Source organism: Microcoleus sp. T3_D1, assembly GCF_036700405.1.
Classification (GTDB): domain Bacteria; phylum Cyanobacteriota; class Cyanobacteriia; order Cyanobacteriales; family Microcoleaceae; genus Microcoleus.
The window spans coordinates 129,474-143,490 of record NZ_JAUBOV010000007.1; the positions used below are offsets into that span (position 1 = coordinate 129,474).

Here is a 14,017-nt window from a genome sequence, read left to right on the forward strand (position 1 = left end):
TTGAGGTTTTGACCTGAGTCTGCACCAAGAAAGGTTAACAACAATCACGAGGAAACTATGGAAGCACTAGCATTGAGCCACTCTTTTGTTGCTTATGAATCTCCAGAGTCCGAACTCCAACTCAAGTCGTTAGACCAACTGGGCTTGAAAATTCCTAATTCTGCATGGATAGGCGTTGCAGGTATGGCAGTAGCCCTATCTGTTCTGAGTGTCGGTGGCGAAGCCCAGGCGGCAAGTTGCTACCGCAAACACTGTGGCCATCGCGCTCATCACAGCCATCACAGCTACGCCAAAGTTGTCACGAATGGCGGCCGACTGAATATCCGCCACCGCCCCAGTAGCTGTTCTGGTGTAATCGGCAAGTTATATTATGGAGACCACGTAAAATTGACCGGTCGTTACAAAAACGGCTGGGCCCAACTCAAAGGTGGTGGCTGGGTGTCTGCGTCCTGGCTTTCCTAACTCTTAACTAGAGCAATTTACATTTCTAGAAAGAGTTTTAATCGTTACCCGGCTATACTGGGTAACGATTATTTTAAATATGCGATCGATCCTGAAAATCAGGGAATATCCGAAATTCATGACTAACAACTAACAGCCTAAACTTTACCCCCGCCGATTAGATAAAGTAATGCCATCCGCACCGCCACGCCGCTGGTAACTTGCTGAGAAATCAGGCTAAACTGGGCATCGTCCATCAAATCCGAACTAATTTCCACGCCACGGTTAACCGGGCCAGGGTGCAACACCTTCACATCCGGCTTGCAGAGTTTCAGTCGATCGCGCGTAATCCCGTACAAAGAATGGTACTCTCGTAAACTCGGCAGCAAATGGTCGCTCATCCGTTCCTTTTGCAGCCGCAAAGTCATCACAAAATCAGCATCGGCCAAAGCAGGTTCCAGATGCCAGTGCAAAAATAACTTGCCTTCCCTACCATCGCCACACTCAGCAAACAACAGCGGTAGCAAAGTCGGCGGCCCGGCCAAATGAACCTCTGCCCCAGAAGCCGTTAGACTCCAAATATTAGACCTAGCCACCCGCGAATGCAAAATATCCCCCACCACAGCAATTTTTTTGCCCGCTAAAAGTTCCAGCCGCGGACGTTCGGTATCTAACAGAGCACAAATAGTAAATAAGTCTAGCAAACCTTGCGACGGGTGTTCGTGCTGGCCGTCTCCAGCATTGAGAACGCTGACTCTTGACCCCAAGCGATCCATTTCCGAAGCAATCGTGCTGGGAACTCCAGCTTGTTCGTGTCGGATCACCATCAAATCCGTTCCCATCGCCAGATAAGTCTTAGCCGTATCCAGAATAGTCTCCCCCTTCGTCAGAGAAGAACTTCCCGGGGTAAAATTTAGCGTATCCGCCGACAGCCGTTTCGCCGCCAACTCAAAACTATTGCGAGTCCGGGTAGAAGGTTCAAAAAACAAATTCGCGACCACTTGACCCTGCAGGGCCGGCACTTTCTTCGTGCGGCGGCCGAGTACCTCCCGAAAACTGGCTGCTGTTTGCAGCACCGTATCGTATTCGTTCGAGGTAAAATCAGCCAGAGTGAGAATGTGTCGCCTTGTCCAAGTCATACAATTTTAGATTTTAGATTTGAGATTTTAGATTGACTCAATCAGGACGGACGATGGGTTGGGAACTTGCTTGTACGCCCGCCCTGCTGTCGCCTTTGAATGTTCGATCGACATTTAGGGGTGGCGATCAACAGTATCCAACAATTTTCGATCGCTTTTGCGGTGAGTGGAGTTATAATCAGTTTATGTAGCTCCGACCCCACTCTCACAGCGAACCCAGCGTCGAAGGTGAAACAGGTGTGGTTTACCCGCAGGAAAGCGGAAATTACGCTGTAGCAGCCAAAGCGCAGTAGTTGCAGTTTCTCCTACGCAAACTCAGCCTTGTCAAGAACAAGCCGAACGCAGCCCTTGCATCTGCCACTATGTGGAAACAACAATGTGGAAACAATCGAGGCGGCAAACCTCCCACTGTCGATCGACAGCATATAACGGGACATTTTAAAGATGATTAATTCTTTGAAGTCGGTCTTGACTCTTCAGTCCTGCTTATAGGGCCTTGTCAAAACGAACTCTGTTAAGATACAAGTTAAATATGTAGCTTCCCGACAAAAATCTACACGTATCTTGGCGAGACTGTTCTTGGCGAAACTGCGGTAAAAAGTGAGAGCTCGGAAGTGGTAATTCACAAAATTTAAACAATTCAAGAGGTATTATGAGCCAGCAGGTTATACAGCCGATGGTTAAGTTCCAGCGTCAGGTGCATTCTCTCGTCACGTCTGACATTATCAAGCCCACAGACAGTATTTGGAAAATTGCTCTGCTTTACGGCGACGAATGGCCGTACTGGAAACAGCAATTGCTAGAGTTTGATTTTTCTATGCAAGACCCCGTGAGCGAGTTGATAGCTGTAGAAGCTTGGGACGAGGAATAACAGAGGAGACGGAGGACTGGGGTGTCGGAGAGAAATTCCGAGGCGATCGGGTAAATTTTCTTTCATAAATTCCCCTTGCTAGCTTATTCCCTCTTCCCTCTTCCCTTTGCCTTCTGACTAATGACTTTTTCCTTCTGACTAATCACTAATGACCAATGACTAATGACTTCTGCCTTCTATTAAAGCGAAGCTGCTAAAGCTCGAGCTAATTGTTGAGCAGTTTGAAAGCGATCGCCAGGCTTAGCTGCCGTGGTTCGCAAAATGGTGTCCCGCAGCTTGGGGGCGATCGTCGGAATATTATCGAGCTTAAACCCGTAACCTCCAGGTATTTTCCCGTAAAAGTTTTGAGGGCTTTGGGCCGTCAGCAAAAAAATCAACGTAGGCCCAATAGCATATAAATCCGACTGAGGGAGAGGCTGTCCCCGGTCTTGTTCTGGTGCGGTGTAGCCTTCCACGCCGATGCGAGTGCCCGGAGGAGTGCCGATTTCTTTAACGGCTCCAAAATCCAGCACTGTAATGCGATTGTCCCGGTGCCGCACCAGCAAATTAGCAGGTTTAATATCCCGGTGGACGATCGGGGGTTTTTGAGAGTGAATGTAGTCCAAAACCTCACAGGTTTGGATCATCCACTCTATTGCTTGTTGGGGAGCAACAGGCCCGCGGTTGTAGATGCGTTTTTCTAAATCCTCGCCGTGGAGCATTTCCATCACCAAGTATTTTTTGCCCCCTTCCACAAAAAAGTCAAAAAACTGAGGAATTCCCGGATGGTGGAGGGCCTTGAGAGTTTTAGCTTCACGTTCAAACAGTTCTTGAGCTTTGACTATTTGAGCCATGTCAGCATTCATTTCCTTGAGGACTACCAGAGAAGCTGCGGGGGAACTTCCGGGTTTTTGAGCTTTCGCTTTATCTCGATCCCAGGCTAAAGTCGTTGTCCCCATACCGCCTTGGCCCAAAGTTCTCAGCACTTGGTAGTGGCGCACCGTGCGATCGACTTTAATCGGTTCGCCGCAGTGGATGCAGAATAAATTCCCCGGCGGGTTTCCCGCGTGGCTGCACCGTGGGGCGGCGAGATTGACGGTGGGGTTCGCCTTAATTTGGCCGCCGAGTTCAATAGTAATCACTTGGAAATGCAGAATTGGGCCGCCCCGCGCCAACTGGATCAGGGCACCGTCGGATATCCAACCCTGAGACATGAGAATACCGTTAACCAAAGTGCCATTTGTCCCGGAATTGACTAAGTACCACTGGCTGGATCTCCCGCTATTAACTCTTTGCAATTCCAGATGCTGCCGCGACACTAGAGCATTGGGGATCACAACGTGATTTTCAGGAGAGCGGCCGATGCGAATAATGGATTCGCTCTCGAAACTCCACTGTTGCAGGGGGGCCTGTTTTTCTGGATCTAAAAGAGTCAGCAGCATTTTCGATTGATGTGGTTGAACTCCCTGATTTGGCAGTGAGAGTGGGCGGGAATTTACAGATTAGGGGCGTAGGGCTTTGAAAAATTAGAAATTTAAAATTACTTATGAGCTTCACAGGTTAGTTTCAGGAAAACTTTATAATATCCTGATTATGATTAAAGATTCATAAACAATTAAGTTATAAATAGTTTTTTGGGAACAATTATCCGTAAAATTTCTGAGGGGTCGATCGCTCCTTAAAACACAGTCGATCGATTTAACACTTGAAACTACAAAAACTAGATAGACAATCGCTAAACTTTTACGTAAATTTGCTGTAGCAGCAGGTTGTGATTTACCCCCCACATCTATATGTAGGGCGGGGACTTCCTGCCTATGCCCCAATTGCCCCAAGAGCGATCGAGTATAAAACAGATTTCGCATCAGCCCGCCTGCAGACTCACTTCATTTTAGTTGAATTTTTTTTCAGTAGACTAACTATTTTTGTATGTTAAAGGTCTTTCAACTATGATGAATCCACTTACTATCAAGCCACTTTTTCCGGTAGATTCCCTGAACAGAGTCTCAAAATAAAAGCGACTGATAAATGGTTAGTCCTCCACAGCTTTTCTGGAATAGTATGGGTCTGCAATCAGTAGACCTCTTGCAAAAATCCTTTCATCAATTGATGGGACGGGCAAGATGCCCGTCCCACAAGAGTTATTTTTTCTTGTGGGATGGGCATCTTGCCCGTCCTAATTATTTTTGCAATAGGTCTAGTTTTTGAGCAATCAAACTGAAGCTGTTTCAACACCGGATACCTAATAACAGAGCCAGCAGTAAAGCCTTGCCCGGAAACGGCAGAAGCTGTTTCCTTTCCCTGCAACAATTGCAGGTTTAACCCAAGCCGTCACGGGGGAAAGCACCACCTTTGAAAAAGTTGGCAGCATCCAAATTCTAAAATCGAAATGCGCCTACCTGCGCCCGAATGATAATTGCCGTGATATTGTCGTGACCGTTGCGTTTGTTGCCCAGTTCAATCAATTGGGCAACTCCCTGGTCGAGATCGGCTTGGGGATTGAAAAGGGGTTCGAGAGTGTTCTGCCAGTGAGTTTCCAACAAATCATTATCTGTCAGGCCGTCAGAAGCCAAAATTAATAAGGTATCTTCGCACAAGTCTAAAAACTGCACCTCTGGCTTGAGAAAATTACTGTCTCGCGGGCCGATGGCTTGAGTTAGTTGATAGGCGTCGGGACGGGCATAAGCAGTTTCCGGGTCAACCCCGCGCTTAATTTCGCGCTGACCTACTTCGTGGTCTGAGGTGATTTTTTCTAGGGTTTGTCCCTTTCTCAGTCGGTAGAGGCGGCTGTCGCCGACGTGGGCAACGGCGAATTGGGTGTCTTGAACTAAGACTGCGACTAGAGTTGTACCCATGCGGGCGCTGCCGGAGCGTCCGTCCTTTTGATTGATTTCAAAGATGGCTTTGTTGGCTAGCAGCACTCCCTCGCGGATGGTGTCTGCCGGAGGTAGTTGATTTTCCCAACAGGTTTGAAAGAATTCTCTGAGGGTTTCAGCGGCTAGTTGGCTGGCTACTTCTCCGCTGTCGTGTCCGCCCATGCCGTCGCAGAGAATGTAAAGCCCTTTGGTTTGAAAGATGCGACCGAAGGAGCTTTCGAGTTTGTTGAGCTGAGTCCAGATGCTGAAGAAGTCTTCGTTGTGGTCGCGCGTGCGGCCAACATCGGTGAGGCCTGCGTCTTCTAAGCTGTAAATCTGGAGTGGCATGGGCTGGGTTAAGACCTCGCCAACCTCGGGGGGGGACTCGTCGGGGCTGCGGTAATGCCTGCGCGTCGGGGTTGAGCTTGGTGAAGGTGCGGGTTGGAGTTCGAGGGGAACTGTTTCTAGGCGCGATCGCAATTCTTCGATTGTGTTAATCTCGCCTCTGTACATTTGTTGCAGCAGGTCGAGCAATGCGCCAAACTGAGTGCGACGATCGGACTGGCTAAATATCACCTGCCACAGTTGCCCCAAATCTACCAGTTGCAGGTTTGATCCTGCGGGTTCGGGATAGAGGTATTGCAGCCGCAAAGAAGCCAAGGAAAAGGAAGAGTCGGGGTTGACTCGCAAATTTGTCAGTTCCAACAAGCTTTGCCGACAGCGCCAAGGTTCTAGGGCAGCCCAGAGTTCTGTCATTTCGTGTAGCCAGTATAAAATTTGCTGGGTGGAAGTTTCGGGTTGACTCCAGCGTTCTACCAGCAGCGGCCATTGGGAGCAGTCTTCTAGCAGCAGGACTGCCTGTTCGTTGTCTGACCAGCTATCGTGAATGACTGGCAGGTTGTGAGAGAATTGCCACCGGAGTGCCAGATAAGGTTCAGCTATGCCTTGGCAAAGCTCTGCTAAGGCGGAATTGGTTGAATTTTCTCCGCCTTTGATTGCTGCGGTATAGGGGGATGTTCGTCTGGCGACACTGGCAGAGTTGGCTGCTAGCATGGCTTTGAGGGGTGACATTTCCAGCGGCTGACAGTCCAATACTGTTACTGCTACTGTGTCGGAGCGTTTTCTCGGCGGCACGGTTTCTAGGAGTTGGTAGCGCTGCTGAGTGTCTAAATAAGCTCCGGCTGGCTGGGAAGGGATTAAATATTCTGAATTGGGGATGGGGAATTCTGGAGATGGGGGGGAGATGTCAGCTATGTTTGGGCTGTCGGGGTTCTCTGTTGCTTCCTGGATTTGTTGAGGCTGTGGTGCGGTTGTAAAATTGTGTTCAGATGGGGTTATTTCGCGCTCTGGTGCTGTAGTAGAGCTTTTTTCGATTGTTTGAAAGGATGCTGGTACGATCGCCCCCACGGCTACCACAGGGTCAATTTCTGTGCTGCTGAATTCGCCGTCGCTTGGCTGTGGAGAAGTTGGTTCGACTGCTGTTGGGGGTTCGGGTGGGGTGGTTATTTCTGTTTTAATGCTGTCTGTGATTGGTTCAGCAGAGTTTTGGCGCGATGCGATTTCTGGAACAATCTCTGGTTTTTGGGGAAACTCGGCTGGGGGTAGGGTTGACTCGTCTGGTTCGACTGCTGGAAAATTCGATCGACCGCAGATAATCGCCCGCCACACTTGACCTGTTGCAACGCCGCAATTCTGACATAATGCGGCGCTAAAAGCGACTTGGGCACCGCATTCGTGGCAAGGTTTGTAAATTAGGGAATTTCCGCATTGTTGACAAAACTTGTTTGGATTGGGATTTTCAAATTGGCAGCGGGGACAGAGAAGCATAGGGGTTTTAAATTGGAGATGGGCGATCGAGTGAAAGCGGTGGGGAGTTTTGGGTTGTGGCCTGTGAGTTAGGAATTATGAGTTTTGGGTCTGACTGGCAACGGATAACTCTCATTGTCCTATGCCTTATTTTATCGGCATGAATTCAGAAGTAAGATATTTCTTAGAACTGAGATGTTGCATCCGTGTCAGGAATAGGCCTCTTGAGCCCGATCCACAAAAATTTCTCTCGCTTCAGGGCCCCAAAAGCCAGCCCCATCTGTGGTAACAGCGTGCGTACCCCATAAGAAAAGTTATCTGATGAGTGGAACGGGCCGGAGAGCCCGTTCTTGACAATAGTGCAATATCTCAGTTAGAACTGATATCTTGCACGATTGTCAGCAACAGGCAAGATGCCTGTTCCACAAAAGATAAATTTTCTTGTGGAACAGGCATCTTGCCTGTTCAGAAAAGGCTTATTGACAATAGTCCAATATCTCAGTTAGAAGGGAATTGCTGTAGAATCTTCTTGGAAAACGGTTTCTCGGGCGATCGACACAATGGTGGAAAGGGGTACTTCACAGAAATATTTCCGCCGGAATTGTTCTTCGGAGACTGCTGCTAGAAATTGCGCTGCAAAACGGGCGGCGATGGGGGAATTTGGCACTGAGAAGTTGATGGATTGGCTATCTAATAACGGTTGCGGGATTTGATCGGGCGCGTCTTGCTGCTGTGCGGTTTCGAGTTGTCTGGTGATGTGGAAAGCTCGATCGCGATAATTGATTTTAAAACCGAGATATGTTAGGGTTTTGAACCCCAGTTGCAGGGAGGTGTCGCTGATGCCGAGTTTCTGGCGGAGTTGCTGTCTGGTGACGGGTTTTTTGGTGCGGCTGAGGTATTTGGCGATGCCGATTAGCTGTTGGCAGATTTGCTGTGGGGGTACGAGTGGGGGTAAAGTATAGGCGATCGCGAGTTTTTTCTGAGTGTGCTGTGCTTGCCGAAACCAGATCCGCAGTTCGTCCCAGCTTGCGGGGCATTCTTTGAGGACGATCGAGTTTTCGCGATCGACCATTTCGGAATTGTAAACTAGATTGTCGATCGGCATTGGAGATTCTAAGTTTGTGCTGGCTGCTAACAACTCTTCATCATTATTTCTCTTGCGCCAGTCTACGATCCAATCTATTTTAGTCGGCGAATTGATTGGGTTGTCTGCCGTGCGTTCCCGCAGTGCTACGAGGCGCACTTCATATCGCGATTTGTAAGTATTAAAATCTAGTTCTACCGTAACATCGCAGCGGCCTTGGGGAACTTCATTTTGATTGTGTCCCCACCAAATGCCGGGAAATCCCGTATCGCTAGATTCATCCCTAATTGTAAATTCTGTTTTAAGATATTCTACTTTTTGCCCTTTCAAATCCTTAATTTTTTGATTCCACAGATTGTCAAACCAGCAGTTTTCAATCAGCAATTTGGGGGCGGGGTTGCCCATACCGCACGGTTCGAGCAATTTTAGTTCTTGAAATAAGTCTTTGCCTAATTCGGAGACAGTAATTTTTAGGTCTGCTTCAACGGGGGCGGCTGTTAAACTATCTGTACTGTATTGTTGCCGCAGTTGCTGATTTACCGCATCGGTAAATAGGGGGATATTTTCAACGGGGAGACTCAATCCGGCAGCGAAGGGATGACCACCAAATCTGTCCAATAAATGCGCTTGGTCTTTGACTAATTGGTAAAGGTCAATTTGATTGGCGGAACGGGCGGAACCCCTGGCAATTTTGGATGGGGAAAGTGTTGGTGATTCTGAATCTAAGAAAGAGGTAAATTGCGTTTCCGGGGTATTTTCGTTAATTTCTTCGCTTCCTTCTGTGCTGAATAAAATCACGGGGCGGCCGTATTCTTGGGCGATTTGTCCCGCTACTAATCCTAATACTCCTACGGGCCATTGGGGGTCGCTGAGGACGATGACGCTAGTAGTTGAGAGGTCGAGTTTGGCTAATTTGGCGGCGGCATCTTTGGCAACATCTTTTTGTAAAGATTTGCGCCGGGAGTTGGCAATTTCGGTTAAATTTGCTAGTTCTTCGCAGCGTTTTTTGTCGCGGCTGGTGAGGAGTTCTACGCAGAAGCTGGCGTCACCTTGAATGCGGCTGACGGCGTTGATTCGGGGGCCGAGGCCGAAGGAAATGTCGGTTGGGCGATCGCCCGTTCTTTTGCACAGTTCGAGCAATTTTGCAACTCCTGGGCGGGTGGGATTTGCGATTTGTTTTTGCAGTTGTTGGATGCCGATTTGTGCTAGGTAGCGGCTGTCTCCTGTAAGTTGGACTAAATCGGCAATTAAGCCGATCGCTACTAATTCTAATAAATCTGCGAGCGGGCGCTGCGGAATATCCGGTAATGTGTGATATAATGCTTCAATTAATTTGTAAGCTACTCCAACTCCTGAGAGGTTAAATAGTTGGTGGTTTGGGGGAAAGTAGCGGGGATTGATAATGGCTGTAGCTGGCGGGCGATCGTCTGGTAATGTATGATGGTCGGTGACAATTGTATCGATGTTTAAGCTGGTGGCGTATTCGATTTCGGCGATATTTGTACTGCCGGTATCGCAGGTAATAATTAAGCTAATTCCCGCTTTTGCTAAGGCATCTATTCCTGTGATATTGAGTCCGTGAGATTCGGTTAAGCGGTTGGGAATGTAATAAGTTAGTTGGTCGTTTTGAGTAAAAAATTCTCCCAGTCCGTCCCAAAGTACGGAGGTTGAGGTAATGCCGTCGGCGTCGAAGTCTCCCCAAATTGCGACTTTTTCTGCGCTGTTTCGTGCTTGCTGGATTCTTTCTATCGCCCAGTTCATTTCTAGTCCGAATTCAAAGGGACTTGCTGGTTGATAAAGTTGGGGATTTAAAAAACCTGGTATTTGTTCTGGGTTGTGAATTCCTCTATACCAGAGAAGTGCAGCGGCATAGTGTCCGGGGAGTTCTGGTGCATGGTTTCTGACAGCTTGGATCAGCCAAGCTGGGGGCTGGGATAGGGGTTGAGTTGGCAAATTTTGAAGTAGTTCTGTCATAAGTTATTTCATTAATTCCTGTAGGGGCGGGTTCACCAACAATCTTTCATTCACATCCACAATATCTATAAACCCGCCCCCACCGGGCGACTAATAGTTGCATAGTACAACATTTGAATTAAATATATATTTCCTCAATGATAGCAAGATTTGGCAGCCAATCTGTGGGAGTTTCTGCGGTCAGATTTGGTGAGGAAGCTGTGTTGTCTGTTGTGCGGTTGCAGCGAGTGGCAAATTGACAGGAATCGCAAAGATTGGAACTAATTTCTACTTGGGGTAAGAAGTCGCCGGCTTCGGTATAGCGCTGTCGCCAGTCGGTTAGCTGCTGCAATAGGTGGGTTAAATCTTGTTTTGTGCGATCGTGTTCTGTTTGGTTGTAATAAAACGTGAGTTTTTGCGGCGGTTCTTCTCCTTGCAATTGTACGAACCAGTATGTCATGGAAACTTGTTCGGGGGAATAGTCGCTGGTTTCTACTAAGACGTATAAATAGAGGCGAGTTTGCCAACTTTCGGCTATCCATTTTGATTTTTGAGGGCGGGGATAGGTTTTCCAGTCGAGAATTTGCGCGGCGTTTGGTTCTGCTATTAGCAAGTCATAGATAACGGTGAATAGGTAGTCTTGGAAAATTAGGGTGCGGGGGTGTTCGGCTTGGCGGAAAATGCGATCGCTATTTTCTGAATTAGCGAAAAGTTCGGGTGCGGTGTTGATAAATGCTGCTACACAGCGTCCCAGTTCGGGGTCTTGTTGGATGATGAATTCAATGGGAAGTCCGAGTTCTCGCTGCTGCATTAATAGGTGAAAGTGGCTTCCCCATGTGAGTTTTTCTTTGTGTTCTGGGGAGGCGGTGGTGGCGAGTAGTTCGAGGTAGCTGTGTTGGAATTTGCGGGGGCATTCTTCGAGGATTTTGAGTTGGGTTTGGGATAGTCGGAGCATTTTATTTAGGGATATTCATATTGTTTGTTGCTGCTGCTTGTAGTTAGAATCTTCGTCGCAGTCAATAGTACCGAACAATTCCAATACTTTCAGTTGTTTTCTCATTGCAGCTTTAACAGCAGGATGAATCAAGTCTTCAGGAATTCGATTGCGCTCTATATAAGTATTTATTTCTTCCTGGTTATCCAAATAAAAGCTCAGCGCGTCAAAAATTTGAGCTAATTTCAGGTGAGGTAAGTGCATCGGGATTTCTTCAGGAGTAATCCCCAAACGCCACAATTCCACGATCGCCCGAACGGAAGTCCTGGTTCCTGCGATAATTGGTTCGCTTTGCAAGATTTCAGGGTGACGTGCGACATAACGCGAAACAGATTGTACAGTCATGGCAAATTTACACGACAGATATATTTTTATTATATGTTATGATTTAAGCTAAAAGTGCGTCAAAAATTGAGAAGCATTAAGCGCGATCGCCCTTTGCTTCCCCAAGTGCGATCGCCTGTTCAGATCGATCCAACGCTAATTAATCTTCCCCTAACTCTGAAAACAATAATTCCAAGTCTCGATCGCCCCGCAGCACGCGAGCAATATCAATCCCGTCCGATCTGGGGTAATAAAAAATTAAATAATCCCTAACACTAAATCCGCGCAAGTTGGGGGATAACCTCTCATAGCGTTTGCCCATATTGGGAAATTCGGCGACAAGTTTACATTTTTGACGAATTGCATCAAAAAGCTCGCTGGCTGCCCTGGAACTATTGCGAGCAATGTACTCACAAATCTCATTCAAGTCTCGGACGGCTTCATCTGAAAATGTATAACTGTTCATGCCCCTGACTATTCTCTTCGATCGATCTTTTCTTGAATTTTGGCAAACACAAGTTCTCCATCTGTCACTTGTCCCTTAGCAATTTGTGCAGTTCCCACTGCTATTTTTTGGCGAAGTTCTTCGATGCGTTGTTTTCGTTCTCTTAAAAGTGCGATCGCTTCTCCAATTAGTTCTTCAGCGCTGCCATATTTTCCGCTTTGAATTTGCGATCGAATAAACTCTTCGTATTCCGGCTTTAAGACAATATTCATTGACCTGCTCCTTTAAATCACAGAAAGGTTACTGCACGAGCGTGACATCTTTTGTAGATTAGCGTAGCACAAATATTAATATTCTCAGAGATTGTGGCAGCCCTAGAGTCGAGCTTGAAAAAATTATTGTGAATCGCGTGCGATCCTCTTCGAGGGCTTCGCTAACGCACTTTTGGCCAACCTCTCTACAAATTCCCAACTTGTTGAGCAAACCACATCGCCGCCGTCCCATTTCCCTCACCCAAAAGTTTTAAAGTCTCCGATAGTAAAGCAATTGGCAATCCCTCAAGCGCACCGGAAATTTCGCATTCCTGATATTTCCCGTTTTCCTGCAAGCGAAATGCCAAAACTCTCTCGCCCTTAATATCTACTACCCAATACTCAGGAATTCCCAAAGCAGCATACAACCGCTTTTTTTCATCTAAATCGCTGGCCAAAGTAGTATCGGAAGTTTCTATAACTAAATCGGGGATTCGCGATTTATTCAGATTGACTCGGCGCGGTTCACCTTTTTGCCACTGGATGAATTCTCCGCCGACATATAAAATGCGATCGGGCGCACCTCCTCCCACCTTTGGCTTTTCAATTACACATCCACCCAAATCATCGAAAGCTTGTCCTCCTTTGTTGACAAACCAAAATCCAAACACCAGAGTCAAGAGGTTGTTAAATCTAGCGTGATTAATTCCTTCATTACCCATGTCTATCCAAAGATATCCTTCATAAAAAAATATTCTGGCTTCCTCCAAAGATGGATCTTCGCAAGCCGCTACATAATCTTCCCACGTCGCGGCTTGCCATTGGGGGATTTCACCCACTTGAGACACGATGAATTTTGGAGTTGTATAAGTCATGATTCAAAAGCAAATTGAGGATAATTTTATCCTAACTGAAGTTGATATTTATCTGCTGGATGCCCAGAAACCGGGTTTTTGCGAAAATACTCGTTACAGCCCGCAAAAACCGCAAAAAACCCGGTTTCTTTGATTTTGATGCGGTGCTTATCGCATTGCTGTGGGCGCCGCAATTGGTACTTCTAAGTCTGGTTGCAAGTCAAAGACTACGACAAGTGTTGCTTGAGGCATCAGTTGACGCCGACACAGCAAGTGCCCGTCAGCATCCGATCGACTGCGAAATCGCCCCACAATCGCCCGCTGCATACTGGGCATGAGTTTGGCGATCGCCCAAGGGTAAAGGCGTTTTTGGTACGCGATCGCCCGATGATTCGCACAGAATCCCTGTTGATAACCGTTTTGTGTCATAATCGTCTGGTATTCGTAAGCAGTACAGGAAAGGGCGTTAGTAAGTCTCTTGGCGGAAATCGACTAACGCCTCTACTACTATGATTAAACACCAAATAGGTCATATCCGTCAACTATTCACGGTAAAACTTAACGTTTTGTCCATCAAAAGGTTCTGTCAGCTATGGATCTGAGAGCCTTAAGAGAACGTGCGGGGCTAAAAATTATAGACGTAGCACATATACTAGAATGTGCGGAATCTTCTATTCGCAACTGGGAAAAGGGTCGAACATTGCCAAAAATGGAAGTTTGGCAAGTATTCCGAATGCGGGACTTGTATCGATGTACCGAAGCGGAGTTAGTGCTAGCTGTCAGAAAGTCAATGCCGATGGAAAAGAAAGAACAGACAAAACTGACAGAGTAAGAATCCTCTGGATTTATTAGAGAATGTAAAGTATTGTAGGGGCGGGTTTTACAGACAATAATTGTCTAAAATCGATCATCTTTTAAACCCGCACCCACGAACAGGGCAAATTGATTTATTAGAGAATGTAAAGTATTGTAGGGGCGGGTTTTACAGACAATAATTGTCTAAAATCGATCATCTTTTAAA

Annotated in this window: 15 protein-coding genes; 5 read left to right on the top strand and 10 right to left on the bottom strand. The window is 47.1% G+C overall.

Going from position 1 to position 14,017, the window contains the following annotated elements; genetic code table 11:
* Nucleotides 1–57: 57 nt before the first annotated feature.
* Nucleotides 58–462, top strand: a complete 405-nt coding sequence (locus QT992_RS05680; RefSeq protein WP_333318531.1) for an SH3 domain-containing protein — start codon at nt 58–60, stop codon at nt 460–462.
* 137 nt (nt 463–599) lie between these two features.
* Here QT992_RS05680 and QT992_RS05685 read toward each other — a convergent pair whose 3' ends face one another.
* Nucleotides 600–1,580 (bottom strand): aspartate carbamoyltransferase catalytic subunit, encoded by a 981-nt coding sequence (locus tag QT992_RS05685; protein ID WP_333318533.1) that lies wholly within the window; start codon nt 1,578–1,580, stop codon nt 600–602.
* A gap of 32 nt (nt 1,581–1,612) precedes the next feature.
* Between QT992_RS05685 and QT992_RS05690 the strand changes: the two genes are divergently transcribed.
* Together QT992_RS05690 and QT992_RS05695 are read left to right on the top strand one after the other, a co-directional pair.
* Nucleotides 1,613–1,771, top strand: coding sequence for a hypothetical protein (locus tag QT992_RS05690; protein WP_333318535.1), 159 nt, complete (start codon nt 1,613–1,615; stop codon nt 1,769–1,771).
* 461 nt (nt 1,772–2,232) lie between these two features.
* Entirely contained in the window at nt 2,233–2,451 is a 219-nt protein-coding gene (locus tag QT992_RS05695) for a DUF4327 family protein (RefSeq protein WP_006631282.1), read from the top strand.
* 179 nt (nt 2,452–2,630) lie between these two features.
* On the opposite strand, the gene QT992_RS05700 is transcribed toward QT992_RS05695, so the two are convergent.
* The 8 genes from QT992_RS05700 to QT992_RS05735 all read right to left on the bottom strand — a co-directional run bounded on the left by QT992_RS05700 (nt 2,631) and on the right by QT992_RS05735 (nt 13,017).
* Nucleotides 2,631–3,872, bottom strand: coding sequence for a protein kinase domain-containing protein (locus QT992_RS05700; RefSeq protein ID WP_333339498.1), 1,242 nt, complete (start codon nt 3,870–3,872; stop codon nt 2,631–2,633).
* A 936-nt stretch (nt 3,873–4,808) separates the two neighbouring features.
* On the bottom strand, nt 4,809–7,112 hold the full coding sequence (locus QT992_RS05705) for a serine/threonine phosphatase (protein WP_333339494.1): 2,304 nt from the start codon (nt 7,110–7,112) through the stop codon (nt 4,809–4,811).
* Between the two features lie 481 nt (nt 7,113–7,593).
* Nucleotides 7,594–10,149 carry a DHH family phosphoesterase gene (locus tag QT992_RS05710; RefSeq protein WP_333339492.1) on the bottom strand — a complete coding sequence of 852 codons (2,556 nt, stop codon included), beginning with the start codon at nt 10,147–10,149 and terminating at the stop codon, nt 7,594–7,596.
* 118 nt (nt 10,150–10,267) lie between these two features.
* A complete protein-coding gene (locus tag QT992_RS05715; RefSeq protein WP_333318543.1) occupies nt 10,268–11,083 on the bottom strand; it encodes a PD-(D/E)XK nuclease family protein in 816 nt (271 codons plus the stop codon).
* A 15-nt stretch (nt 11,084–11,098) separates the two neighbouring features.
* Nucleotides 11,099–11,467, bottom strand: coding sequence for a DUF433 domain-containing protein (locus QT992_RS05720; RefSeq protein ID WP_445251140.1), 369 nt, complete (start codon nt 11,465–11,467; stop codon nt 11,099–11,101).
* 139 nt (nt 11,468–11,606) lie between these two features.
* Nucleotides 11,607–11,912, bottom strand: a complete 306-nt coding sequence (locus tag QT992_RS05725) for a type II toxin-antitoxin system RelE/ParE family toxin (protein WP_333318545.1) — start codon at nt 11,910–11,912, stop codon at nt 11,607–11,609.
* Nucleotides 11,913–11,920: 8 nt separating this feature from the next.
* Nucleotides 11,921–12,163 carry a type II toxin-antitoxin system ParD family antitoxin gene (locus QT992_RS05730; protein ID WP_333318547.1) on the bottom strand — a complete coding sequence of 81 codons (243 nt, stop codon included), beginning with the start codon at nt 12,161–12,163 and terminating at the stop codon, nt 11,921–11,923.
* Between the two features lie 185 nt (nt 12,164–12,348).
* Nucleotides 12,349–13,017: a Uma2 family endonuclease gene (locus tag QT992_RS05735; RefSeq protein ID WP_333318548.1), complete on the bottom strand. Its 669-nt coding sequence runs from the start codon at nt 13,015–13,017 to the stop codon at nt 12,349–12,351.
* Between QT992_RS05735 and QT992_RS05740 the strand changes: the two genes are divergently transcribed.
* On the top strand, nt 13,016–13,150 hold the full coding sequence (locus tag QT992_RS05740; RefSeq protein WP_333318550.1) for a hypothetical protein: 135 nt from the start codon (nt 13,016–13,018) through the stop codon (nt 13,148–13,150). The genes QT992_RS05735 and QT992_RS05740 overlap by 2 nt on opposite strands.
* A gap of 14 nt (nt 13,151–13,164) precedes the next feature.
* Here QT992_RS05740 and QT992_RS05745 read toward each other — a convergent pair whose 3' ends face one another.
* Entirely contained in the window at nt 13,165–13,425 is a 261-nt protein-coding gene (locus QT992_RS05745; protein ID WP_333318552.1) for a hypothetical protein, read from the bottom strand.
* Nucleotides 13,426–13,588: 163 nt separating this feature from the next.
* Here QT992_RS05745 and QT992_RS05750 point away from each other — a divergent pair, with 163 nt between their 5' ends.
* A complete protein-coding gene (locus tag QT992_RS05750) occupies nt 13,589–13,828 on the top strand; it encodes a helix-turn-helix transcriptional regulator (RefSeq protein WP_333318553.1) in 240 nt (79 codons plus the stop codon).
* Nucleotides 13,829–14,017 lie beyond the last annotated feature (189 nt).